This window comes from Pseudomonas sp. MH9.2 (genome assembly GCF_034353875.1).
GTDB lineage: Bacteria > Pseudomonadota > Gammaproteobacteria > Pseudomonadales > Pseudomonadaceae > Aquipseudomonas.
Genome location: NZ_CP133784.1, coordinates 5,505,862 through 5,529,299 on the forward strand (window position 1 = coordinate 5,505,862; position 23,438 = coordinate 5,529,299).

Sequence of the window (23,438 nt, forward strand, 5' to 3'; positions counted from 1 at the left end):
TGAGGAAACCTGGCATGTAGAACTCCAAATGGTGGCTGCGGGTGGTTTTGCAGCCGATCTCGGTCGCACTACCTCTAAAGAGTTGTCGGCCGCTCCCAGTCGGTAAAAACGTCTGAAGGAGAATTTAAGTTGCTGATAAATATAGGATTTTATTATCTTTTTGAACTACCTCCTTGGAGGTAGCGCCCTTCAGCATAGGCTTATACCGCCATGGGCTTCGTTGATGTGGGTCAATTTTCTGCAGGGTGCGCCTCACTAGTCTCCAGCCATGGATAACTGACTGGAGAGCGTTGTGACCCAACCGCGTGTGCAACAAGGGCTAGTGCTGGGTATGAGTACGCTGGCCTTCACCGTGTGTTTTATGGTCTGGATGATGTTTGCCGTGCTCGGCGTGCCGATCAAGGAGCTTCTCCAGCTCAACGAAACCCAATTCGGCCTGCTCGCCGCAACCCCGGTGCTGACCGGCTCGCTGGTACGTTTGCCGTTGGGCCTGCTGACCGACCGCTTCGGCGGGCGCAGCGTGTTCTTCCTGCTGATGCTGGCCTGCGTGGCGCCACTGTATCTGATCAGCCACGCCACCGCCTACTGGCAGTTCTTGGCGTTGGGCTTGTTCGTTGGCCTCGCCGGCGGCTCGTTTTCAGTGGGGATTGCCTACGTCGCCAAATGGTTCGACAAGGAGAATCAGGGCTTCGCCATGGGCATCTTCGGTGCAGGGAATGCCGGGGCTGCGGTGACCAAGTTTCTGGCTCCTGCGCTTATCGCTGCCGGCAGCTGGCAGTTGGTGCCGAAAGTCTACAGCGCAATCCTGTTCATCACTGCACTGCTGTTCTGGTTCTTGAGCGCAGAAAACAAAGGCCATCGCAGCGCCACCGGCGCCAGCTTGCGTGAACAACTAAGCGCGTTGAAGGACCCGGCGGTGTGGCGTTACTGCCAGTACTACTCGATCGTTTTCGGCGGCTACGTCGGCCTCGCGCTGTGGATGACCAAATACTACGTGCAGGAATACGGCTTCAACTTGCAAAGCGCGGCTCTGTTGGCAGCCTGCTTTTCCCTGCCCGGCGGCGTACTGCGCGCCGTCGGCGGCTGGATGTCGGATCGCTGGGGGCCTCAGAGCGTCACCTGGTGGGTGTTGTGGGTCAGCTGGATCTGCTTGTTCCTGCTCTCGTATCCCCAGACCCAATTGCAGGTGCAGACCATCAACGGCCCGCTGAACCTTCATATCGGCTTGAGCCCCACGCTATTCACTGTGCTGCTGTTCGTCATGGGCATCGCCTTCGCGTTCGGCAAGGCGTCGGTTTTCAAATACATCGCCAACGACTACCCGGAAAACATGGGGGCGGTGTCCGGCATTGTCGGCCTCGCCGGCGGCTTGGGCGGTTTCGTGTTGCCGATTCTGTTCGGCGCACTGGTGGACCTGACCGGCGTGCGCTCCTCCTGCTTCATGTTGATGTATGGCGTGGTCTGGGTCTCTCTCACCTGGATGTATTTCAGCGAAATCCGCAAACGTCCGTGGCTCGGTAAGCAGCCGCCAGTGACCCCATTCCCGTTTTCCAGCATTGCCCAAGGAGAAGAACATGTCCGTTCTGCAAAAGCCTGATTCAGGCCCGGTCATTCACGACTGGCGCCCGGAAGACCCCGCGTTCTGGGGGCGTACCGGCAAACAAACCGCTACACGTAATCTGTGGATCTCCATTCCCGCGCTGTTGTTGGCCTTTGCAGTGTGGATGGTCTGGAGCACGGTGATTGTGCGTTTGAACGCCATTGGCTTCAGCTTCAGCACCGATCAGCTTTTTTGGCTGGCGGCATTGCCTGGGCTCTCTGGCGCAACCTTGCGGGTCTTCTACTCCTTTATGGTGCCGATCTTCGGCGGCCGCCGCTGGACCGCCCTGAGTACCGCGTCGCTGTTGCTGCCATCGATCTGGATGGGCTTTGCCGTGCAGGACCCGAGCACCTCCTACAGCGTGTTTGTCCTGATTGCGTTGCTCTGCGGTTTCGGCGGCGGCAACTTTGCTTCGAGCATGTCCAACATCAGCTTCTTCTATCCCAAGTCCCAGCAGGGTACGGCCTTGGGCCTCAACGCCGGGCTGGGCAACCTGGGCGTCTCGGTGATGCAGTTCTGTGTGCCGCTGGTGATTACCTTTGGTGTGTTCGGCTTCATGGGCGGGGCACCGCAAGTCCTGCCAGACGGCAGCCAGTTGTGGCTGCAGAACGCAGGGTTTATCTGGGTGCCGTTCATTGTCGCGGTGACGCTGATTGCCTGGTTCGGCATGAATGACTTGTCCAGCGCCAGAGCCTCGTTCAGCGAGCAGGCAGTGATCTTCAAGCGCAAGCACAACTGGCTGATGTGCTGGTTGTACCTGGCAACCTTCGGTTCGTTCATCGGCTTCTCCGCAGCTTTTCCGCTGCTGATCAAAACTTCCTTCCCGGATGTCATCGCCTTGAAATTCGCCTTCCTCGGCCCCTTGGTCGGTGCCTTGGTGCGCCCATTGGGCGGCTGGTTGGCGGACAAGCTCGGCGGCGCGAAAGTGACCTTGTGGAACTTCGTCCTGATGATCGTCATGGTCTTTGGCGTATTGCACTTTCTGCCGCAGAACGGTTCGGGTGGCAACTTCTACGGCTTCCTCGGCATGTTCATGCTGCTGTTTATCACCACGGGCGTGGGCAACGGCTCCACCTTCCGGATGATCCCGGTGATCTTCCGCACCCTTCATGAAAAGTTCTCCGCCGGGCAAGCGCCTGCCATCCGCGAACAAGCGATGAAAAATGCCGGCAAGGAGTCGGCTGCAGTGCTCGGCTTCAGTTCTGCGATGGGCGCCTTCGGTGCGTTCTTCATTCCCAAATCCTTCGGCACTTCGATGGCGCAGACCGGCGGCCCGGAGATGGCCTTCTACATGTTCGTCGGCTTTTACCTGAGTTGCATTGTGGTGACTTGGTGGTGGTACGCCCGCAAGGGCGCCGCGACGCCCTGCTGACACGACCCGAATCCAACCATTGCGTGGGCGGGGCACAGACCCCGCGGCAAGCCTGAGAGGAATACACCTTGAGTCATTTACTGGATCAACTGCGGTTTTTCAATCGCAAGCAAAACGAGTTTTCCGACGGTCATGGAGAAACCCGCAAGGAGTCCCGCGACTGGGAAAACGTCTACCGTTCGCGGTGGCAGTACGACAAGATCGTGCGTTCCACCCACGGGGTGAACTGCACGGGATCCTGTTCCTGGAAAATTTACGTCAAAAACGGTCTGATCACGTGGGAAACCCAACAGACGGACTACCCGCGCACCCGCAATGATCTGCCCAACCATGAGCCCCGTGGCTGCCCGCGTGGTGCCAGCTACAGCTGGTACATCTACAGCGCCAACCGGCTCAAGTACCCGAAAATTCGCAAGCCGTTGCTCAAACTCTGGCGCGATGCGCGGCAGACTATGGCACCGGTCGAAGCCTGGGCCAGTATCGTCGAGGACAAGGTCAAGGCCGACTCCTATAAAAGCAAACGCGGCATGGGTGGTTTCATTCGTTCCAACTGGGAGGAAGTCAACGAGATCATCGCGGCTTCCAATGTCTACACCATTAAGCAATATGGCCCTGACCGGATCGTCGGTTTCTCGCCGATCCCGGCCATGTCGATGGTCAGCTATGCCGCAGGTTCGCGTTACCTGTCGCTGATCGGTGGCGCGTGCCTGAGCTTCTATGACTGGTACTGCGACTTGCCACCGGCGTCGCCAATGGTCTGGGGCGAGCAGACCGACGTGCCGGAATCGGCCGACTGGTACAACTCCAACTACATCATTGCCTGGGGTTCCAACGTTCCTCAGACCCGTACCCCGGATGCGCACTTTTTCACCGAAGTCCGTTACAAGGGCACCAAAACGGTCGCTATCACTCCCGATTACTCGGAAGTGGCCAAGCTCACCGATCTGTGGCTCAACCCCAAGCAAGGCACCGATGCGGCGCTGGCCCAGGCGTTCAACCATGTAATTTTCAAAGAATTCCACCTGGACAAGCCAAGCGCCTATTTCACTGACTACGCCAAGCGCTTTACCGATCTGCCGGTGCTGGTGCTGCTCAAGCAAATGGTCGACAAGGCGCCGGGCGCCGGTTACCAGCCGGACCGCTTCTTGCGCGCCAGTGACCTGACCGACAATCTCGGCCAGGAAAACAACCCGGAATGGAAAACCATCGCCCTGGATGTCAGCGGCGAATTGGTGTCCCCTCAGGGTTCCATCGGCTATCGCTGGGGCGAGAAGGGCAAGTGGAACATCCTTCCCCGTGAAGGCGGCGAAGGCCGTGAGATCGATCTGAAACTGAGCCTGATCGGTGATGACGTAGCCGAAGTGGCGTTCCCGTATTTTGCCGGCGAGTCCCACGAACACTTCCAGCACGTGGCAGGCGATGCGGTGCAATACCGGCGTGTGCCGGTGCATAACGTGGTTCTGGCGGACGGCAGCGTGGCGAAAGTCGCCACCGTGTTCGACCTGTCGGCGGCCAATCTGGCGATCGATCGAGGCCTCGGTGGCGCTAACGTGGCCAAGGACTACGACGACGCCAGCGTACCCGGCACTCCGGCTTGGCAGGAGCAGATCACCGGCGTCAGCCGTGAGAAAGCCATCCAGATCGCCCGTGAATTTGCCGACAACGCCGACAAGACCAAGGGTCGCTCGATGATCATCGTCGGCGCGGCGATGAATCACTGGTACCACATGGACATGAACTACCGTGGGCTGATCAATATGCTCATGCTGTGTGGTTGTGTCGGCCAGACCGGTGGCGGTTGGGCGCACTACGTCGGTCAGGAAAAACTCCGTCCGCAATGCGGCTGGCTGCCACTGGCATTCGGCCTGGACTGGAATCGTCCGCCACGGCAAATGAACGGCACCAGTTTCTTCTACGCCCATAGCTCGCAATGGCGTCACGAGAAAATGAGCATGCACGACGTGCTCTCGCCGCTGGCCGATAAAAGTCAGTTCCCCGAACATGCCCTGGATTACAACATCCGCGCCGAACGCGCCGGTTGGCTGCCCAGCGCGCCACAATTGAACACCAACCCGCTGCATATTTGCCGTGACGCTGCTGCGGCTGGCATGGACCCCAAAGACTACGTGGTCAAGTCGTTGCAGGACGGTTCCCTGCGGTTCTCCTGCGAACAGCCGGACAGCCCGGTGAACTTCCCGCGCATCATGTTCATCTGGCGCTCCAACCTGCTGGGCTCCTCGGGCAAAGGCCACGAGTACATGCTCAAGTACCTGCTCGGCACCAAAAACGGTGTGATGAACGAAGATATCGGCAAGGTTGGCGACTGCAAGCCGGAAGAGGCGGAATGGGTGGACGAGGGCGCTATCGGCAAACTCGATCTGGTCACCACGCTGGACTTCCGCATGTCCTCGACCTGCGTCTACTCGGACATCGTGTTGCCGACGGCAACCTGGTACGAAAAAGACGACATGAACACCTCGGACATGCACCCGTTCATTCACCCGTTGTCGGCAGCCATCGACCCGGCCTGGGAATCGCGTTCGGACTGGGAAATCTACAAAGGCATCGCCAAGGCGTTCTCCAGCATGTCCGAAGGGCATCTGGGCGTTGAAAAGGACTTGGTGACCATCCCGCTGATGCACGACAGCGTCGGCGAACTGGCCCAGCCATTCGGCGGTACCGACTGGAAAAGTGCCGGCGTGGCCCCGGAACCAGGCAAAAACGCCCCGAACTTGCACGTGGTGGAGCGTGACTACCCGAACATTTACAAACAGTTCACGTCCCTTGGGCCATTGCTTGAGAAGAACGGCAACGGTGGCAAGGGCATCAATTGGAACACCGACGATGAAGTGAAATTCCTCGGTGAGCTCAATCACCACGAAGGCGCAGCCGGTATCAGCCAGGGTCGGCCGAAAATCGACACGGCGATCGATGCCGCTGAAGTGATCCTGTCCCTGGCGCCGGAAACCAACGGCCAGGTGGCGGTCAAGGCCTGGGCCGCGCTGTCGGAATTCACCGGGATCGACCACAGCCATCTGGCGCTGTCCAAGGCTCACGAGGCGATTCGTTTCCGCGACATTCAGGCGCAGCCGCGCAAGATCATTTCCAGCCCGACCTGGTCGGGACTCGAAGACGATCACGTCAGCTACAACGCCGGTTACACCAACGTTCACGAAGGGATTCCATGGCGCACCATCACCGGTCGCCAGCAGTTCTATCAGGATCACCCGTGGATGCAGGCGTTCGGTGAGCAACTGATGAGTTATCGGCCGCCGGTCAACACCCGCACCATTGAAGGGGTGAAAGGCAAGCGCAGCAATGGCGAAACCGAAATCGTCCTGAACTGGATCACTCCGCACCAGAAATGGGGCATCCACAGCACTTACAGCGACAACCTGCTGATGCTCACCCTCAGCCGTGGTGGGCCGATTGTCTGGCTCTCCGAGATCGACGCGAAACGCGCCGGTATCGAAGACAACGACTGGATCGAGTGCTTCAACATCAACGGTGCGCTGACCGCCCGGGCGGTGGTCAGTCAGCGGGTCAAGGAAGGCATGGTGATGATGTACCACGCCCAGGAACGGATCGTGAACGTACCCGGTTCCGAAACCACCAAGACCCGTGGAGGTCATCACAACTCGGTCACCCGCGTTGTGCTCAAGCCAACCCACATGATCGGTGGCTACGCCCAGCAAGCCTACGGTTTCAACTATTACGGCACGGTCGGTTGCAACCGCGATGAATTCGTCGTGGTGCGCAAGATGGCCAAAGTCGACTGGCTCGATGGTTCGACAGGCGATGACCTGCCGCGTCCCCTGCCGACCGAAATCGAGGAGAACTGAGATGAAGATTCGCTCACAAATCGGCATGGTTCTGAACCTGGACAAATGCATCGGTTGCCACACGTGCTCAATCACCTGCAAAAACGTCTGGACCAGTCGCGAAGGCATGGAATACGCCTGGTTCAACAACGTCGAATCGAAACCCGGGATCGGTTACCCGAAAGAATGGGAAAACCAGGACAAGTGGAAGGGCGGCTGGATCCGCAATGCCAACGGCACGATTAACCCGCGCATTGGCGGTAAATTCCGCGTGTTGGCGAACATTTTTGCCAACCCGGATCTGCCGAGCCTTGATGATTACTACGAACCCTTCGAATTCGATTACCAGCATCTGCACACCGCACCGCTGGGCGAGCACCAGCCAACGGCACGGCCGCGCTCGCTGATTTCTGGCAAGCGTATGGAAAAAATCGAGTGGGGCCCGAACTGGGAGGAAATCCTCGGTACCGAATTCGCCAAACGGCGCAAAGACAAGAACTTCGACAAGATCCAGGCCGACATCTACGGCGAGTATGAAAATACATTCATGATGTATTTGCCGCGTCTGTGCGAGCACTGCCTCAACCCTACGTGCGCAGCGGCCTGCCCGAGCGGGGCGATCTACAAGCGCGAAGAAGACGGGATTGTCCTGATCGACCAGGAAAAATGCCGTGGCTGGCGGATGTGCATCAGCGGCTGCCCGTACAAGAAGATCTACTTCAACTGGAAAAGCGGTAAATCCGAGAAGTGCATCTTCTGCTACCCGCGTATCGAAGCCGGGATGCCGACGGTCTGTGCCGAAACTTGCGTCGGGCGGATTCGCTACCTCGGTGTGCTGCTGTATGACGCCGACCGCATCAGCGAAGTGGCGAGCACGGCGAATGAGCAGGATCTGTACGAAAAACAACTGGAGATCTTCCTCGACCCGAACGACCCGGCAGTGATTCGCCAGGCCCTGGCCGACGGTGTGCCGCAGTCGGTGATCGATTCCGCACAACGTTCGCCGGTCTACAAAATGGCCGTGGACTGGAAGCTGGCGCTGCCGCTGCACCCGGAATACCGCACCTTGCCAATGGTCTGGTACGTACCGCCGCTGTCACCGATCCAGAACGCCGCCACTGCCGGCACCGTGGGCATGAACGGGGTGATCCCGGACGTTGACAGCCTGCGTATTCCACTGAAGTACCTGGCCAACCTGCTGACCGCAGGCGATGAAAAACCGGTCAAGCGTGCGCTTAAACGCTTGCTGGCAATGCGTGCCTACAAACGTTCCGAACAAGTCGATGGCGTTCAGGACCTGCAAGTGCTGGCGGATGTCGGCTTGAGCGTGGCCCAGGTCGAGGAGATGTATCGCTACCTGGCGATTGCCAACTACGAAGACCGTTTCGTGGTGCCCAGTGCCCACCGTGAAGATGCCATGAGCGATGCCTTTGCCGAGCGCTCGGGCTGCGGCTTCAGTTTCGGCAGCGGCTGCAGTGGCAGTTCCGACACCAATATGTTTGGCGCGAAGAAAGCCAACCGCCGCGACATCCTGAAAACCGTTCAGTTGTGGGAGGAATGAGCATGCGCATTCTCAAAGTGATTTCGCTTCTGCTCGATTATCCGACCGAGACATTGATCGCCGGCCGTGAAGAACTGGAACAGGCGATTATCCAGGCCCGGGAAATCAGCCCCAAGCAGCGCGGCGCGTTGTTCGAATTGCTTGAGCTGATCTGCGCCAATGACCTGATGGACGGGCAGGAGCACTACGGTGCGCTGTTTGGTCGGGGTCGCTCGCTGTCGCTGCTGCTGTTCGAGCATGTGCACGGCGAATCCCGTGACCGGGGTCAAGCCATGGTCGACATGATGGCGCAATACGAGGAGGCCGGTTTTGCCATCGGCGTCAAAGAGCTGCCGGACTACATCCCGCTGTATCTGGAGTTCCTCTCCACCCGCGAAGACATCGAGGCTCGCGAGGGCCTGGCCGATGTGTCGCATCTGTTGGCCTTGCTGGCGGCGCGTCTGGAAGAGCGTGAGAGTGCGTATGCCAGTTGCTTCCGGGCGCTGCTGCAGATCGCCGGAGCCGAGCCCCATCAGGCGGTGGCCGATCTGCGCGCACAGGTTGCAGCGGAACCCCGCGACGACTCCCTCGAAGCCCTCGACAAGATATGGGAAGAAGAGGCTGTGGACTTTCTCCAGGCTGAACAGCAGGACCGTTGTGGCTCCCTGCCGAGTGCGCCGGGCAAGGCCCGTGAGGAAAGCGCAGTCCCGCTGCACTGGGTCGATTTTCAGCATGAAGGGTTGGCCGCCGTGCCAGCCGGGGAGGTAGGTAATGTCTAAATGGAATCTGTTGTTGTTCGGGGTGTACCCCTATGTCGCCTTGGCGATCTGCCTGTTAGGCAGTTGGGCACGCTTCGATCTCTCGCAGTACACCTGGAAGGCTGGTTCCAGCCAGATGCTCAACAAGCGCGGGATGCGCGTGGCGAGCAACTTCTTCCATATTGGTGTGTTGTTTGTATTGGCTGGGCACTTTGTCGGCCTGCTGACGCCCGCGTCGGTTTATCACCATGTGATCAGCACTGAGAACAAGCAGTTGCTGGCGATGGTCTCCGGCGGGGTTTTTGGCCTGTTGTGCCTGATTGGTCTGCTGATGCTGGTCAATCGACGGCTCACTGATCCACGGGTCCGCGCCACTTCCAGCCCTTCAGATATTTTAATTCTGCTGGTGTTGCTGGCGCAGTTGGTACTCGGTCTGCTGACGATCGTGGCGTCCACTTCGCACATGGACGGCTCGGTGATGGTGATGCTCGCCGAATGGGCGCAGAACACCGTGCTGTTGCGTCCGATGGAAGCGGCAGCGGCCATCGAACCGGTCGGTTTGACCTACAAACTGCACGTGTTTCTCGGCTTGACCCTGTTCGTGCTGTTCCCCTTCACCCGTCTTGTACACATGATCAGTGCACCGATCTGGTACCTGGGACGGCGTTATCAAATCGTTCGGCAGAAAATCTGAGGAGGCAATCATGTCAGGTGGATGTGGATGTGGCGGCGGTAACGGCGGCAGCGGTGGCTGCGGTTCTTCAAAGCAAGCGGAGTCCTCGGCGCCCGGCGTCGTCGATATCGCGTCAGGCGGGGCGGTGCAGTTTGAGCCCCTCCCGGTTGAATCAGGCGCAACTGAACCGGCGGCTGCCGACGGCGCCCCGGTGCAATTGATCGCCAGCAGCGAACAGGAATGGCCGATCATCAGCGTCAACGATGTATCGATCACCCCAGAAATGATGGCTCTGGAGCTGCAATATCACCCGGCCGAAAGCCGCGAGGAGGCGGTCTATCTGGCCGCCAGGGCGCTGGTGATCCGCGAATTGTTGCAGCAGCGGATCGCCGAACTCGACCTGTCGTTGCAGATAGGTGCCGGTGAGAACGAAGAGGAAGCGGCCACCCGTTTGTTGCTCGAACGTGAGGTGCAGGTGCCTCAGTGTGATGAGGAAACCAGCCTTCGTTATTACGAAAACAATCGCGGACGCTTCCACAGCGCGCCGCTGTTAGCGGTGCGGCACATTCTGCTTGAATGTGCCCCGGACGATGCCGAGGCCCGCGGCCTGGCGCACGATCAGGCAGAAGTACTGCTACAGCGTCTGGAGGATTTCCCCGGCAGCTTCTCCGAGGTGGCGCAGAAGTATTCGGCCTGTCCGTCGAAGGCTCAAGGGGGCTCACTGGGGCAGATCAGCAAAGGGCAAACCGTGCCCGAGCTGGAACGCCAGCTGTTTACCCTGGCGCCGGGACTGGCCAGTAGACCGCTGGAGAGTCGCTACGGCTGGCACGTGATCAGTGTCGATCAACGGATCGAAGGCATGCCGTTGCCCTATGAGGTGGTTTCGACAGCGATTCGCACGCAGCTGCAGCAAGGTGTCTGGCAGAAAGCCTTGGTGCAGTACCTGCAAACCCTGATCGGTGCCGCGGATATTCGCGGTATTCACCTGCAGGGCGCCGACTCACCGCTGGTGCAGTAACCCTTTGGCAAACCGGGAGATGTAATGAGCGCTGTCATGCAGGATGGTTTTGGGCGGCAGATCGATTATTTGCGGATGTCGGTGACAGATCGTTGTGATTTTCGCTGTGTGTATTGCATGGCGAAAAATATGACCTTCTTGCCGCGTCAGCAGGTCCTTACGCTCGAAGAGTTGCAGCGCCTGGCGACGCTGTTTGTCGGTCTGGGAGTGCGCAAAATCCGCCTGACCGGCGGCGAGCCGCTGATTCGCCCCGGTATTGTCGGCCTGTGCCGCAACATCGCCGCTTTGCCCGGTCTGCGCGAATTGGTGATGACCAGCAACGGCTCGCAACTGGGCCGTTTGGCCCGGCCGTTGGCGGAGGCCGGGGTCAAGCGGATGAATATCAGCCTCGATAGCCTGGACGGGGAGAAATTTCGCGCCATCACCCGCAACGGCGATCTCGATCAGGTGCTCAGCGGCATCGAAGCGGCTCGCGGTGCGGGCTTTGAGCGGATCAAGCTCAATTGCGTGGTCATGAAAGGGCGCAACTTCGATGAAGTCTTGGGGTTGGTGCAGTACGCCATCGAGCAACACATCGATATCAGTTTCATTGAAGAGATGCCCTTGGGCGACGTCGGACGTTCGCGGGGCGAGACATTCTGTTCCAGCGACGAGGTACGTGCACTGATCGCGAGTCGTCATCGGTTACTCGACAGCACCGAAAACAGCGGCGGACCTGCACGTTATGTGCGCCTGGAGCGCTACCCCGATACCCGGATCGGTTTCATTTCACCCAACAGCCACAACTTCTGTGGCAGCTGCAACCGGGTGCGGATGACGGTTGAAGGGCGGCTGTTGCTTTGCCTGGGTCAGGACGATGCCCTTGATTTGCGCGGTTTGCTGCGCCGCTATCCGCTGGAGGACCAACCGGTGATCAACGCAGTGCGCCAAGCCTTGCTCGGCAAGCCGTTGCGTCACGATTTCAACCCCGAAGGTGAGGTGCAGATTCTGCGCTTCATGAGCATGAGTGGCGGTTGATCTTTCGTGTTTTCTGGCCGCCGTGGGCGGCCTTTTTTTTGCTGACGATTCTTGACGTCGATCAATTGCAGATGAGTCCTTTGTCCGTAGTCTTAACTGCATGTTGTGTTTTTAACAGTTAAAACATCTATATGTAGTGTTTGGAGGCCAAATGCAGAGCACGCTGATCACAGTAGGGTGTAACCGCTTGCACAAACGCGATGGCAGTCAGGTCGCCTTTGATGCAGACAAAATCCGTCAGGCGATCATCGCCACCGGTCGCGCCAGCGATGATTTCGTCGATGCGGCCATGGCCGAGGAGTTGCTCGACGCTGTGCTGGTCCATCTGGAGGATTTACCGGAGTTGCATGTCGAGCAGATCCAGGATCGGGTCGAGCGGGTCTTGATGGATGCCGGTTTCTTTCAGGCCCTGCGTGCCTACATCGTCTATCGGGAGCAGCATGGACGCCTGCGTCGTGACCGCAAGGCGATCGTCGAGGTGGCTGCTTCGATGAACGAGTACCTGTCTCGCGAAGACTGGCGGGTGCAGGCCAACGCCAATCAGGGGTATTCGCTCGGTGGGCTGGTGCTTAATGTCTCCGGCAAGGTCACTGCCAATTACTGGCTGGATGAGGTGTACAGCGAGGCCATTGGTCAGGCCCACCGCGAGGCCGATCTGCATATCCATGACTTGGACATGCTCGCTGGATATTGCGCCGGTTGGTCGCTGCGCACGTTGCTGCATGAAGGCCTCAATGGTGTGCCGGGCCGTGTCGAAGCAGGGCCGCCCCAGCACCTGAGTAGCGCCTTGGGGCAGATGGTGAACTTCCTCGGCACCCTGCAAAACGAATGGGCCGGGGCTCAGGCGTTCAGCTCATTCGACACCTATATGGCGCCTTATGTGCGCAACGACGAATTGAGCTACAAGGACGTCCGCCAGGCGCTGCAAGAGTTCATCTACAACCTCAATGTGCCCTCGCGCTGGGGGACCCAGACACCGTTCACCAACCTGACGTTCGACTGGGTATGCCCGGAGGATCTACGTGAACAGATTCCCGTTGTCGGCGGAGTGGAAATGCCTTATGCCTACGGCGATTTGCAGGCTGAGATGGACCTGCTCAACCGTGCCTATATCGAGGTGATGCAAGCCGGGGATGCCAAGGGGCGCGTGTTCACCTTCCCGATTCCGACCTACAACATTACCCATGATTTCCCCTGGGACAGTGAGAATGCTGATCGCCTGTTCGAGATGACGGCACGTTACGGGCTGCCGTACTTCCAGAACTTTCTCAACTCGGACTTGCTACCCAATCAGGTGCGCTCGATGTGTTGTCGCTTGCAGCTGGATGTTCGCGAGTTGCTCAAGCGCGGCGGCGGCTTGTTCGGCTCGGCGGAACAGACTGGCTCACTGGGCGTCGTTACCCTCAACTGCGCGCGTCTGGGCTATGTGTTCAAGGGCGATATCAGCGGCCTGCTGCGCCGTCTGGACACCCTGATGGAACTGGCGATGGAAAGCCTGGAGGTCAAGCGCAAGGTGATCCAGCACCACATGGACGCAGGTTTGTACCCTTACACCAAGCGTTATCTGGGCACCTTGCGCAACCATTTTTCCACCATAGGCCTCAACGGCCTGCATGAAATGCTGCGCAACTTCACCGGAGACGAGCAGGGCATGCACACCGAGCAGGGCCGGGAGTTTGCCCTGAAGCTGCTGGACCATGTACGTGCCACTTTGCTGCGTTTTCAGGAGGAAACCGGGCACCTCTACAACCTCGAAGCGACCCCGGCCGAGGGCACCACTTACCGTTTCGCCAAGGAAGACCGCAAACGTTATCCGGATATTCTTCAGGCTGGTAGCGTTGAAGCGCCGTATTACACCAACTCTTCGCAACTGCCAGTGGGCTATACCGACGATCCTTTCGAGGCGCTGGAGCTTCAGGACGAACTGCAATGCAAATACACCGGCGGCACGGTGCTGCATTTATACATGGCCGAACGGATTTCCTCGACCGAGGCCTGCAAACAGCTGGTGCGCAAGGCACTCGGACGTTTCCGCCTGCCTTACCTGACCGTGACCCCAACGTTTTCCATCTGTCCGGTACATGGCTACCTCGATGGTGAACATGAGTTCTGCCCCAAATGCGACGAGGCATTGCTGCTCAAGGAACAGCAAACCGGCACCGTTCATTGATTTCGATTCACTCACCGCAAGGAACTTCACCATGAATGCATCGCAAACCCTGCCTCAGGCTCAACGTCAACGCTGCGAAGTCTGGACCCGAGTGATGGGCTATCACCGTCCGGTATCGGCGTTCAATCCGGGCAAGCAGTCCGAGCATCGCGAACGGGTCCATTTCACTGAAAGTGCGGCGCTGGCCGGGCGCCAATGAGTCGAACGCTTCGGGTCGGGGCATGGTGCCCCTGACCACTCTCGACTATCCGGGACAGCTAGCCTGCGTGTTGTTTTGCCAGGGTTGCGCCTGGCGCTGTCGTTATTGCCATAACCCGCAATTGATCCCGCCTCGCGGCAGTGAAGAAGTGGATTGGTGTCAGGTGCTGGCGTTTCTGCGACGTCGTCAGGGCTTGCTCGATGCCGTGGTGTTCAGCGGCGGAGAGCCAACGCTGCAGGACGGCTTGCCTGGCGCTATGGAACAAGTGCGAGAGATGGGATTTCGTATCGGTTTGCACAGCGCCGGAATCAAACCGGCCGCCTTTGCCAAGGCCGTTAGAGGGGCCGATTGGGTCGGTTTCGATATCAAGGCGTTGCCTGAGGATTGTCAAACCATTACCCGGGTCGGGGGCAGCGGTGCCGCCAACTGGCTGAGCCTGGAGCATCTGTTGGCCAGCGGTGTCGACTATGAGTGTCGGACTACGGTGCATTGGCACTTGTTCGACCCGACACAGTTGTTGACTCTGGCCCGGCGTTTGAGTGCTCAAGGGGTCAAATGTTTTGCCGTGCAGTTGGTCAGGACTGCGCGGATGCTTGATCCGCACCTGTCGAGCGTTTCGGCACAGGCTGAGCAAGCCGATCTTTGGGCTGTCATGCGTGAGTTGCTTCCGCAGTTTGTGTTGCGTGGGGGATGAACACCTCCACAGTTTCACTTTGAGACGGCTACCAACCCCAAAATTGCAGCCACCAGCCATACCCCACCAACCCATTAGCCAATAACAGGCACCCGCTGCCTGCGACGCGCCGAGGCAATGAAACCTGCTCGTGGCCCAGTAGTTTCCAGCCCAGCGACAAACTCCAACCCATCGCCGCCATCAACAGCGATGCCCTTGTCGGCTGCACCCATTCCACCAGCAGACCTTCATAGCGCAGCAATTTTACGGTAGTTGCCGACAGCCCCAGAAACAGCCCGGCGCCGCCAAGGGGCGTGAGGGTCAGGGCCAGGGGCGAATACAGTGCCGGATTTCCTGCCAGTCGCGCGGTGAAACGCAACAGAATCAGCAAGGCCGTACCCAGCAGCATCGAACTCAAGGCCAGATAAGTAATAATGCTGAAGCCGTCTAGCCAACTGAAGCTGTCGTTGAGCTGCGGATAATGCGTGAGTAGCCACCAGGGGGCGTTGTCCTGCAAGGGCCAGAGCAGGTCCTGTTCCACCAACCATGAGGCGAGCTGTTGTTTGAGGGAGACGAACCACGGGCTGACTGTCCACTGAAAAGCGCCCATGGCCAGACCGATCACGCCGAAGAGCAGTAGTCGTGCATCCCAGGGCGATAGTCTGTGTTTCGTTGATTGAAGAATTTCCTGATTGCTGGAGCGGGCGATCAACCGAACCGCGCCGCGTTGCCCGCTACAGCGTCCGCAGGCATGGCAGTCACTGGCCCCTTGCAGGCGACGGATATCGAGCAAGGGGGCGCAATTGGGCGGCGGCAGGCGTGGTTCGGCATTTTCCATCCAGCGTTGTTCGTCTACCTTGAAATGCACGGGTGCCAGTCGGGCGAGGAGGGCAAAGACCCCACTGACCGGGCACAGGTATCGGCACCAGACCCGCTTGCCACGGGCGAACAGCAAGCCGACGATGACTGCTGCGACCGTCGAACCCCCTAGAATCAACAGCGCCGCTTGAGCGTAGTCATAAACGCTGATCAATTGGCCGTAGAGGGTGGTCAGGCAAAACGCCAACGTTGGCCAGCCGCTCCAGCGTAACCAGCGCGGCACGCCCAAGCCTTTGCCGTAGCGGCTGGCCCACTCGGTCAGAGACCCTTCCGGACACAGAACACCACACCACAGCCGGCCGAACAGCACCATCGACAACAGTACGAATGGCCACCAGATGCCCCAGAACAGGAATTGCGCGAGCAAGGTCAGGTTGTCGAGGAACCGTGCCTGGCTGTCCGGTAGCGGTAACATCGCGGGTATCACTAAAAGCAAGGCATAGAAAAGTACAACGGCCCATTGCACGGCGTGAATCACTGGCGCGTGGCGGCGCATTCCGTGACCCAGGCGCTGGAGCCATTGATTGCAGCGACTCAGGTCAGGCATGGGGTTTTTCCCGTAGGGTGTTGCCGCAACCAGCCGCCGACGGCCAGCCAGTAGCCGACCAACACCAGCAAGGTCACACAACTGGGGGTTGCCCTATAACCTGTAAAGCCAGCGAGGAAGCCACCCAGCCCGCGGCTGTCACTCAGCAACGCGCTGCTGTCCCAGAGGGCTTCACCAACGCCTCTATAAACCACTTCCGGCAGATCCAGGGCGAGCAGTTGGCCGCCAATCCGCTCGGTGCCGCTGACCAACAAGGCTGCGCCGAGCATGAGCAAAAGGATTTCGCTGATCACAAAGAACCTATGCCATGAAATGAATCGGCGGCTGCTGTGCAGCAGGGCGATGGTCAACGTTGCCAGCACCAGTCCCGACACCCCACCGACTGCGAACAGTCCGAGCTGCGGGCCGCGCAACTGAGCTCCAGCGCCGTAGAGGAAAACTACGGTTTCGCTGCTTTCGCGACTGACCGCGAGCATTGCCAGCAACAACAGACCAAGGCCACCTTGCCGAGCCAGGTGGCTATCGGCATGGCGCCGTAGATCATGCTTGAGGGTGCGTCCATGACGATGCATCCAGCCGACCATTTTCACAATCAGCAGGCTGGCAATCAATGCCAGTGCGGCTTGGAACCATTCGTTGGCCGATCCACTCATGGCTTCTCCGGCAAACAGAATCAGCGCTGCCAACAATCCCGACAGCAACAATCCCAGAGTCACCCCGGTCCATAAGTATCTGGCCAGACGATTGCCTTGGCTTTGTTGGCTGACCCAGGCCTGGAGAATGCCGATCACCAGCAGCGCCTCGACGCTTTCACGCCAGACGATGAACATTGATTGATTCATGAAAAACCCCGTGTGCGGCCTGGTTATTTGGCGAGGATGCCGCCCTCTGGCAATTGCGGATTGAACTCGTCGAAGAACGGATAGTGACCGGGTCTGAGGGGGTGAATGACGACGAAGGTTGTCACCCCCGGCGACAGGACCTTTTCAACCCGCAACGGCGTGCTCTCGAATTCTGCTGGACCGTTACCTATGTTTTTCAGAACGATCTTGAAGCGCTGACCGGCAGGCACCTCTAATAAGGCAGGGATAAAGTGCCCGTCGTTCAGGCTCAGCTCGTAGCTGGGTAACTCTGCGTAGGCGGTCAATGGCGTGGTCATCCAGGCCAGAATCAACCAGACAACGCGCGGGTGAACCCAGGCGAACCTCCTTGGGCCGCGCGGTGCGGGCTGTGGGCGGTTCATTCAATAGCCACCTTTTTTGCCAATGCCGGCATAGATGAACGTGTAGTGCAGTTCGCAGCGTTCAAACCAGGGCTCCACACCTGTTTCCTTGTCGGTATGACGCCCGAGGGACGCATGACCGCTGGGTGGCAGCACGGTGAGCGTCAAGTGGTATTTACCAGGGCCGAGCAGCTTTACATTGTCGCCATAGTGCGGACCGTCATTGGCCACCATCGCATGGAAGTCACCGTTGATTTCCGACTCGCTGCCCTGTTTTTTCAGATTGAAAGAGACGCTGAGGTAGGGCATGAAACTGCCTTCCTGAAAGCCTTGGCGATTGTCAGCGGTGGCCCGAATGTCGGCTTCCAGGTGAACATCGGAATCCGCAGTGGCCCGCATCATCCCGGCAGGAGCCATCTCGATTGGCTGCAAATACACCGCTCCGACTTCCAGCCCCGGGCATGACTGAGGTTCCCCGATCGGGTATTCCTTGGCGTGGGCAAGCGGTGCAAGCAAGATCAGGGCGAATGACAGCAAAAAAGGGGCACGCATGAGGTCTTCCTGAGGGCACTGAGGAGTAAGGGCCCTAGTCTAGGAGGCTTTCTTGCGAATAATAATGATTAGCGTCAATTTTTGGAGCGATCAGGTTTATAACGCGGAGAGTTTTCGAAAACGCACGGCGCGGTCGACGCTGTCGAACATGTGGGAGGCCGCATGAACCGTTAGCGGGTGTTGGGTGAAACCCGGTCTCGGCGAGATGTAGGAGGCCATTTCGCGGGCTACAGCAAGTTGTTGATCCGGCCCTTGCGCTAGCAAAGCGATAACCAGATTTTCCAGGGCTATCACACGGACACGAAGATGAACCAGTTCGGCATTCGATAATTCAGGTGTTCGGTCAAACGCCTCGACATGGCGTGATCCTGCTGCATCTTCATCGTCCCATTTTGAGAGTGCGCTCTGGGGTTGTTCCGAAGGCACTGATGAAGCGGTCTTTTCAGGCATAAGAAAGATCTCCAGGTAAAGGTATGTGCCGTCCGAGGGGGCCGGAAATCGCTGACGCTGACCATCCTGCGAGCACATTCAATACAGAGAAGCTTAGCTTCATCAGTGTCACGGTGTCACGGTGTGACGCACGCATCTTAATGCGTGGTTCTTGATTTGTATCAAGCGCATTTTCGCCCAAGCGCTATAGGTTGAAGGCACTCCTATACGTTATCTGGGGATAGGCATGGCCAAGAATTTTCCCATCCACCCGAAACATCCCGAGCGCATTTGCTGGGGGTGCGATAGATACTGTCCGACGAGTTCCATGGCGTGCGGGAACGGTTCCGATCGCACAATGCATCCGGCCGAGATGATCGGAGACGATTGGTATTTACACGGTGACTGGGGCATCGACCCGCTAATCGCGACAGATAAAGTGTCGGATGATTCGCGTAGCTGAGTGCAGATGATGATGGCGGCGGTCGCGTCGACTGGCGTTATGGATGGTTATGGACTATTGCATGAGCGTCCGGCATGGGGCTGGATCGAGGAGATCTGATGAAAGACAAACTGGTTGATCATCAATGGACGAAAATTATTGAGCGAGATTCTTTCGCCAAGGACATCCTCAGGGAAAAGATCAAGCAAATAACGCAACTTGAGGAAGTGATTCGCTCAGAAGATGGCGAAGAGGCTGCACGTATCGTTTTCGATGATGGACGCATAAAACACGCACTGACGAGATGCCTGGAGAATCTTGAGGGCTCAAATTCAGTCAACGAACACGACTTTTGGATCTGCTACGAATACGCAACCGCCGCAGCGAAGAAAGCTCAGGTGATCATTGATGATCAATAGGTAGGCCTTATTTTGCGCACCTGCCCTTTTCTCTGCATTCAGCGCATGAGGCGAGGGTGGGTGAGGGCGTGATCGGGTCGAGATTAGATATGGCTAACTATTTCTAGGATTGTGTCGATACGCTGGAAACCTCTTTTTAAAGTTGAGACGTAATGGTCAGTATCAGCAGCGTAACGATCAACTATGCGACAGCGACTACCAGCACAGCCAAGACGTCGTCTGCTGAAAGCAGCGAAACAACCGACAAAAGCGGCGCTGCAGCGTCAGTTTCGGGCGGTACTGCTGCCAAAGGCGCCACTAAGGCAGGCGGCGCCAGTGCAAGCAGTAGCACCGGCAGCACCGGCAGCACTGAATCCGACATTGTAAAACAACTGAAAAAGCAGATTGCCCAGCTGCAAAAGCAGCTGGAAGTACAAATGAAGGCTCTCGCTGCGGCGCAAAAAGGCAACGAGTCTTCAGACGCCAAGGCCGCTGCAGTCGCTCAGGCACAGTCCCAAGTGGCGGCGACCAATAGCCAGTTGGTGGCAGCTACCAGCGCATTGGTACAGGCTATCAAGAGCGCAAGCGGCAGTGCCTCGGGCTCGTTGGTCAATACCAGCGCCTGACATAAGGTCACTTGGGTTAGCGCTGGGTGGGGAGAGACAAGCCGTCTTTCTGATTTTTATCAAGTCCACTCCATTACTCACAGCATAGTCTGGCTCAAAGCCAGTCCCACGCGGAACGTCGTAGTCGTACATGCACGTCATCGCTGGCTGACGCACCCAAGGGTCGAGTGCTCTGGACCCTCACAGTCTCTGTTCAATCGAGTCCATGTAAGGGGGTCACCATGACATCATCGAGCAATCCATCGGTGTATATTTTTGACAGCCACGCCGCTGCGGAAGAGGCTATTCGCCTTTTGAGCCAGTCCGGTTTCGATGTCAAGAAGCTGTCTCTCGTCGGCAAGGGTTATCACAGCGAGGAGCACCCGGTAGGTTTCTATACGTTGGGGGATCGTGTGAAAACCTGGGGTGGGATCGGCGCTTTTTGGGGGAGCATCTGGGGCATGCTGATCGGTCCCGCGGTTTTTCTTTTGCCGGGCCTGGGAGTTGTCGCATTGGCCGGGCCGGTGGTTTCATTGCTGGTGGGAGCACTGGAAGGCGCTTTGGTGGTCGGGGGACTTTCGGCGTTGGGCGCGGCCTTGTCCCGGGTCGGGGTGCCCAATGATGAGATCATCAAATACGAGACTGCCCTCAAGGCTGACAAGTACCTGTTGATGGTGCACGGCACGACTGCTGAAATCGCAGAGGCGCAGACGGTGCTGGGGCACTGAATGCAGCTCACGCAATAACGCAGGTTAAAGGACCGTCGAGGTAACCCGATGCACGCTATGGTGTTGAAGACGCTAGGTGCCGCACTGGAATGGACCGAGCTTCCGGATCGGCTACCCGGTCAAGGTCAGATACGGATCAAGGTAACCGGGTGTGGTGTATGTCGTACCGACCTGCATGTCGTTGACGGAGAGTTACCCAATCCGCACCTGCCTATCATTCCGGGCCATGAAATCGTCGGGCGGATCGATGCTATCGGCCCCGGCGTGATCGGGTTATCGATGGGCGAGCGGGTTGGGGTGCCGTGGCTGGGCCATACCTGTGGCGTGTGTCCTTATTGCATCGGACACCGCGAGAATCTGTGTGATCACCCACTGTTTACCGGTTATACGCTTGACGGCGGCTTTGCTACTTCGGTCATCGCCGAGGCGCACTATGTATTTCCGTTGGGCGAGACAGGGAGCGACGAATCGCTTGCACCCCTGCTGTGCGCGGGCCTGATCGGATGGCGAGCGTTAGTGATGGGGGGCGAAGGCGAGCGGGTCGGTTTGTATGGGTTCGGCGCTGCGGCACACATTCTGGCGCAGGTCGTCAAATGGCAGGGCCGCTCGGTATACGCCTTCACGCGTCCGGGCGATACCGCTACACAGGACTTTGCCAGACAGCTGGGTGCGACATGGGCCGGTAATGCGGATCAATCCCCTCCAGACTTACTGGATGTAGCGATCATTTTTGCTCCGGTCGGTGCGCTCGTACCCCTTGCCCTAAAGGCTGTGCGCAAGGGTGGGCGCGTGGTGTGCGCAGGCATTCACATGAGCGATATCCCGAGCTTTCCTTACGCACTGCTCTGGGAAGAGCGGGTCTTGCTGTCAGTCGCCAATCTGACTCGCCGTGACGGTCTGGATTTCCTGCAACGGGTGCCAGAAATCGGCATTGTCACGCGTACTCATCGCTACCCTCTGACTGACGCTAATCAAGCGCTGGAAGACCTTCGTGAAGGCCGGTTCGAAGGGGCTGCGGTACTGGTGCCCTGAGCCAATGACCGCGTGCCGGGGTTGGGTCTTTATTGATAAAAGTCAAAAGGTAGCGAGCTGTTTCATAGAGGCTGAAAGCAATCGTCAGTCACTGGACAGCAGAGGAGATTACCCCGATGGCTCACAGCAAAATTTTGTTCCGCGCCGCTGCTCGCGAGAAAATCCTGTGTGGCGCGACTCAACTCGCGGACGCCATCCGCGTGACACTCGGACCCAAGTCGAAATCGGTATTGATTCAGAAAAAATGGGGCACGCCTATCGTCTGTAACGATGGGGTGACCATTGCCAAGCAGGTGGACCTGCAGGACCCGGAGGAAAACCTCGGTGCGCAAATGTTGCGCCAGGCGGCTGAACGTACCGGTGAAGCGGTGGGGGATGGCACCAGTACCTCAACGGTCCTGGCCCATGCGATCTTTGCTGACGGTGTGCGCAATGTGGTCGCAGGTGCCAGTGCCATAGACCTCAAACGTGGATTGGACCGGGGCCTGTTGCTGGCGGTGCAATCACTGGCGGCACAATCTCGTCCGGTCAGCACGCTCAAGGAAAAGGCCCAGGTAGCGACCCTTTCAGCCCACAACGATGCCACTATTGGCGAACTGGTTGCTAACGCTCTGGAGAAGGTCGGTGTTGAGGGCGTGGTCAGCGTCGAGGAATCCAAGACCACCGAAACAGTGGTCGAGGTGGTTGAGGGGATGCGTTTTGATAGAGGTTATGTCTCACCCTATTTCGTGACGGATGCCGACAAGATGCAGGTTGAGCTCGAAGATGCTTACCTGCTGCTCTGTGACCACAAGATTGGCTTACTTAAAGACCTTATCCCGTTGCTTGAAATGATCGCAAAAAGCGGCCAGCCGCTGGTCTTGATCGCCGACGACATTGAAGGCGAGGCGTTGACTACTTTGGTCGTCAACCAGATTCGCGGCGTATTGCGCGCGGTGGCGATCAAGGCGCCCGGCTTCGGCGACCGTCGTAAAGAGATGCTGCAGGATATTGCCATTCTAACGGGGGGCACGGTGATTTCCAGCGAGCTGGGTATTAGCCTGGAGCACGTGGAGTTGAGCCAACTGGGGCGAGCTCATCGCGTGGTGGTGCAAAAAGACAACACCACCCTGATTGGTGGCGCGGGCACGCACAAGGCGATTGAAACCCGGCTGCAACAGATCCGCCAGCAAGTCGACGCGACGACCAGCGACTACGACCGTGAGAAATTGCTGGAGCGCTTGGCCAAGTTGTCTGGCGGTGTCGCGGTGATCCGGGTGGGCGCACCCACCGAAGCTGAAATGAAGGCGCGCAAGGATGCTCTGGACGACGCTATTTCAGCGACCAAGGCGGCGATTGCCGAAGGCACCGTCCCCGGTGGCGGCTTGGCACTGCTCAAGGCCGTGCCGATTATCGTGGCAGAGGAGGCCCTCTATGAGGGTGACGTAAAAACCGGGTTACAGATTCTTCGTCGGGCTTTGGAAGCGCCCGCCCGAGTCATCGCGGAAAATTCGGCGGTGGACGCCGGGGTCGTCGTTGCCCGGATGCTAGCGGAGCCTGGAAATGTCGGCTTCGACGCGTCGGCCAATTGTTACGTGGATATGTATGAAGCCGGGATCATCGATCCGACAAAAGTCGTGCGTATTGCGTTGGAAAACGCCGTCTCGGTCGCCAGCATCCTGCTACTGACAGAGGCGACCATGACCGAGATTCCGGAAAAGGACACGCCAGCGGAACCTCCGTATCCAGGATGATCCGGACCTTCCCGTACGGTTGATCGGCAC

22 protein-coding genes are annotated in these 23,438 nt (G+C 58.3%); 17 read left to right on the forward strand and 5 right to left on the reverse strand.

The window, feature by feature from the left end; translation table 11 throughout:
• Positions 1-292 precede the first annotated feature (292 nt).
• From RHM55_RS25405 to RHM55_RS25455, 11 genes are all read left to right on the forward strand, one after another.
• On the forward strand, positions 293-1,597 hold the full coding sequence (locus tag RHM55_RS25405) for a nitrate/nitrite transporter (RefSeq protein ID WP_322178871.1): 1,305 nt from the start codon (positions 293-295) through the stop codon (positions 1,595-1,597).
• On the forward strand, positions 1,575-2,972 hold the full coding sequence (locus RHM55_RS25410; protein WP_322178872.1) for a NarK family nitrate/nitrite MFS transporter: 1,398 nt from the start codon (positions 1,575-1,577) through the stop codon (positions 2,970-2,972). The genes RHM55_RS25405 and RHM55_RS25410 overlap by 23 nt, the downstream gene beginning before the upstream one ends.
• 68 nt (positions 2,973-3,040) lie before the next feature.
• On the forward strand, positions 3,041-6,814 hold the full coding sequence (locus RHM55_RS25415) for a nitrate reductase subunit alpha (protein WP_322178873.1): 3,774 nt from the start codon (positions 3,041-3,043) through the stop codon (positions 6,812-6,814).
• 1 nt (position 6,815) lies between these two features.
• Complete coding sequence (gene narH, locus RHM55_RS25420) at positions 6,816-8,354, forward strand: nitrate reductase subunit beta (protein ID WP_322178874.1); 1,539 nt, start codon at positions 6,816-6,818, stop codon at positions 8,352-8,354.
• A 2-nt stretch (positions 8,355-8,356) separates the two neighbouring features.
• Positions 8,357-9,112 carry a nitrate reductase molybdenum cofactor assembly chaperone gene (gene narJ, locus RHM55_RS25425; protein WP_219060015.1) on the forward strand — a complete coding sequence of 252 codons (756 nt, stop codon included), beginning with the start codon at positions 8,357-8,359 and terminating at the stop codon, positions 9,110-9,112.
• Positions 9,105-9,785 (forward strand): respiratory nitrate reductase subunit gamma, encoded by a 681-nt coding sequence (narI, locus tag RHM55_RS25430; protein WP_322178875.1) that lies wholly within the window; start codon positions 9,105-9,107, stop codon positions 9,783-9,785. The genes narJ and narI overlap by 8 nt, the downstream gene beginning before the upstream one ends.
• A gap of 10 nt (positions 9,786-9,795) precedes the next feature.
• On the forward strand, positions 9,796-10,782 hold the full coding sequence (locus tag RHM55_RS25435; RefSeq protein WP_322178876.1) for a peptidylprolyl isomerase: 987 nt from the start codon (positions 9,796-9,798) through the stop codon (positions 10,780-10,782).
• A 24-nt stretch (positions 10,783-10,806) separates the two neighbouring features.
• Complete coding sequence (gene moaA / locus RHM55_RS25440; protein WP_322178877.1) at positions 10,807-11,799, forward strand: GTP 3',8-cyclase MoaA; 993 nt, start codon at positions 10,807-10,809, stop codon at positions 11,797-11,799.
• Between the two features lie 151 nt (positions 11,800-11,950).
• Entirely contained in the window at positions 11,951-13,969 is a 2,019-nt protein-coding gene (locus tag RHM55_RS25445; RefSeq protein WP_322178878.1) for a ribonucleoside triphosphate reductase, read from the forward strand.
• Positions 13,970-14,000: 31 nt separating this feature from the next.
• Entirely contained in the window at positions 14,001-14,168 is a 168-nt protein-coding gene (gene nrdD / locus RHM55_RS25450; protein WP_219060010.1) for an anaerobic ribonucleoside-triphosphate reductase, read from the forward strand.
• A gap of 22 nt (positions 14,169-14,190) precedes the next feature.
• Positions 14,191-14,862, forward strand: coding sequence for an anaerobic ribonucleoside-triphosphate reductase activating protein (locus RHM55_RS25455; protein WP_322178879.1), 672 nt, complete (start codon positions 14,191-14,193; stop codon positions 14,860-14,862).
• A gap of 28 nt (positions 14,863-14,890) precedes the next feature.
• Here the strand turns inward: RHM55_RS25455 and RHM55_RS25460 are convergent, their stop codons facing one another.
• The 5 genes from RHM55_RS25460 to RHM55_RS25480 all read right to left on the reverse strand — a co-directional run bounded on the left by RHM55_RS25460 (position 14,891) and on the right by RHM55_RS25480 (position 18,491).
• Entirely contained in the window at positions 14,891-16,267 is a 1,377-nt protein-coding gene (locus RHM55_RS25460) for a 4Fe-4S binding protein (RefSeq protein WP_322178880.1), read from the reverse strand.
• Positions 16,255-17,109 (reverse strand): FTR1 family iron permease, encoded by an 855-nt coding sequence (locus RHM55_RS25465; RefSeq protein ID WP_322178881.1) that lies wholly within the window; start codon positions 17,107-17,109, stop codon positions 16,255-16,257. Before RHM55_RS25465 ends, RHM55_RS25460 begins: the two co-directional genes overlap by 13 nt.
• Before the next feature lie 23 nt (positions 17,110-17,132).
• Positions 17,133-17,426 carry a cupredoxin domain-containing protein gene (locus RHM55_RS25470; protein ID WP_322183114.1) on the reverse strand — a complete coding sequence of 98 codons (294 nt, stop codon included), beginning with the start codon at positions 17,424-17,426 and terminating at the stop codon, positions 17,133-17,135.
• 84 nt (positions 17,427-17,510) lie between these two features.
• Positions 17,511-18,041: an iron transporter gene (locus RHM55_RS25475; RefSeq protein ID WP_322178882.1), complete on the reverse strand. Its 531-nt coding sequence runs from the start codon at positions 18,039-18,041 to the stop codon at positions 17,511-17,513.
• A gap of 96 nt (positions 18,042-18,137) precedes the next feature.
• On the reverse strand, positions 18,138-18,491 hold the full coding sequence (locus RHM55_RS25480; protein ID WP_322178883.1) for a hypothetical protein: 354 nt from the start codon (positions 18,489-18,491) through the stop codon (positions 18,138-18,140).
• A 226-nt stretch (positions 18,492-18,717) separates the two neighbouring features.
• On the opposite strand from RHM55_RS25480, the gene RHM55_RS25485 reads away from it, so the two are divergent.
• The 6 genes from RHM55_RS25485 to groL all read left to right on the forward strand — a co-directional run bounded on the left by RHM55_RS25485 (position 18,718) and on the right by groL (position 23,408).
• The gene (locus tag RHM55_RS25485; RefSeq protein WP_322178884.1) at positions 18,718-18,933 is read left to right on the forward strand and encodes a DUF3079 domain-containing protein; all 216 of its coding nucleotides are present in this window, start codon (positions 18,718-18,720) and stop codon (positions 18,931-18,933) included.
• 98 nt (positions 18,934-19,031) lie between these two features.
• The gene (locus RHM55_RS25490) at positions 19,032-19,331 is read left to right on the forward strand and encodes a hypothetical protein (RefSeq protein ID WP_322178885.1); all 300 of its coding nucleotides are present in this window, start codon (positions 19,032-19,034) and stop codon (positions 19,329-19,331) included.
• Positions 19,332-19,483: 152 nt separating this feature from the next.
• Positions 19,484-19,936: a hypothetical protein gene (locus RHM55_RS25495; RefSeq protein ID WP_322178886.1), complete on the forward strand. Its 453-nt coding sequence runs from the start codon at positions 19,484-19,486 to the stop codon at positions 19,934-19,936.
• 221 nt (positions 19,937-20,157) lie between these two features.
• Positions 20,158-20,643, forward strand: coding sequence for a hypothetical protein (locus RHM55_RS25500; protein ID WP_322178887.1), 486 nt, complete (start codon positions 20,158-20,160; stop codon positions 20,641-20,643).
• Between the two features lie 48 nt (positions 20,644-20,691).
• On the forward strand, positions 20,692-21,675 hold the full coding sequence (locus tag RHM55_RS25505) for a zinc-dependent alcohol dehydrogenase family protein (RefSeq protein WP_322178888.1): 984 nt from the start codon (positions 20,692-20,694) through the stop codon (positions 21,673-21,675).
• 116 nt (positions 21,676-21,791) lie between these two features.
• The gene (gene groL / locus RHM55_RS25510; RefSeq protein WP_322178889.1) at positions 21,792-23,408 is read left to right on the forward strand and encodes a chaperonin GroEL; all 1,617 of its coding nucleotides are present in this window, start codon (positions 21,792-21,794) and stop codon (positions 23,406-23,408) included.
• Positions 23,409-23,438 lie beyond the last annotated feature (30 nt).

What these genes read in the sequence shown, in the direction of transcription:
- narI (WP_322178875.1), top strand. Translation starts at nt 9,105, where the DNA reads ATGTCTAAATGGAATCTGTTGTTGTTCGGGGTGTACCCCTATGTCGCC.
- RHM55_RS25455 (WP_322178879.1), top strand. Translation starts at nt 14,191, where the DNA reads ATGGTGCCCCTGACCACTCTCGACTATCCGGGACAGCTAGCCTGCGTG.
- RHM55_RS25465 (WP_322178881.1), bottom strand. Translation starts at nt 17,109, where the DNA reads ATGAATCAATCAATGTTCATCGTCTGGCGTGAAAGCGTCGAGGCGCTG.
- narJ (WP_219060015.1), top strand. Translation starts at nt 8,357, where the DNA reads ATGCGCATTCTCAAAGTGATTTCGCTTCTGCTCGATTATCCGACCGAG.
- groL (WP_322178889.1), top strand. Translation starts at nt 21,792, where the DNA reads ATGGCTCACAGCAAAATTTTGTTCCGCGCCGCTGCTCGCGAGAAAATC.
- RHM55_RS25505 (WP_322178888.1), top strand. Translation starts at nt 20,692, where the DNA reads ATGCACGCTATGGTGTTGAAGACGCTAGGTGCCGCACTGGAATGGACC.
- moaA (WP_322178877.1), top strand. Translation starts at nt 10,807, where the DNA reads ATGAGCGCTGTCATGCAGGATGGTTTTGGGCGGCAGATCGATTATTTG.
- RHM55_RS25460 (WP_322178880.1), bottom strand. Translation starts at nt 16,267, where the DNA reads ATGCCTGACCTGAGTCGCTGCAATCAATGGCTCCAGCGCCTGGGTCAC.
- RHM55_RS25480 (WP_322178883.1), bottom strand. Translation starts at nt 18,491, where the DNA reads ATGCCTGAAAAGACCGCTTCATCAGTGCCTTCGGAACAACCCCAGAGC.
- RHM55_RS25475 (WP_322178882.1), bottom strand. Translation starts at nt 18,041, where the DNA reads ATGCGTGCCCCTTTTTTGCTGTCATTCGCCCTGATCTTGCTTGCACCG.
- RHM55_RS25435 (WP_322178876.1), top strand. Translation starts at nt 9,796, where the DNA reads ATGTCAGGTGGATGTGGATGTGGCGGCGGTAACGGCGGCAGCGGTGGC.
- narH (WP_322178874.1), top strand. Translation starts at nt 6,816, where the DNA reads ATGAAGATTCGCTCACAAATCGGCATGGTTCTGAACCTGGACAAATGC.
- RHM55_RS25500 (WP_322178887.1), top strand. Translation starts at nt 20,158, where the DNA reads ATGACATCATCGAGCAATCCATCGGTGTATATTTTTGACAGCCACGCC.
- RHM55_RS25470 (WP_322183114.1), bottom strand. Translation starts at nt 17,426, where the DNA reads ATGACCACGCCATTGACCGCCTACGCAGAGTTACCCAGCTACGAGCTG.
- RHM55_RS25490 (WP_322178885.1), top strand. Translation starts at nt 19,032, where the DNA reads ATGAAAGACAAACTGGTTGATCATCAATGGACGAAAATTATTGAGCGA.
- nrdD (WP_219060010.1), top strand. Translation starts at nt 14,001, where the DNA reads ATGAATGCATCGCAAACCCTGCCTCAGGCTCAACGTCAACGCTGCGAA.
- RHM55_RS25485 (WP_322178884.1), top strand. Translation starts at nt 18,718, where the DNA reads ATGGCCAAGAATTTTCCCATCCACCCGAAACATCCCGAGCGCATTTGC.
- RHM55_RS25495 (WP_322178886.1), top strand. Translation starts at nt 19,484, where the DNA reads ATGGTCAGTATCAGCAGCGTAACGATCAACTATGCGACAGCGACTACC.
- RHM55_RS25445 (WP_322178878.1), top strand. Translation starts at nt 11,951, where the DNA reads ATGCAGAGCACGCTGATCACAGTAGGGTGTAACCGCTTGCACAAACGC.
- RHM55_RS25410 (WP_322178872.1), top strand. Translation starts at nt 1,575, where the DNA reads ATGTCCGTTCTGCAAAAGCCTGATTCAGGCCCGGTCATTCACGACTGG.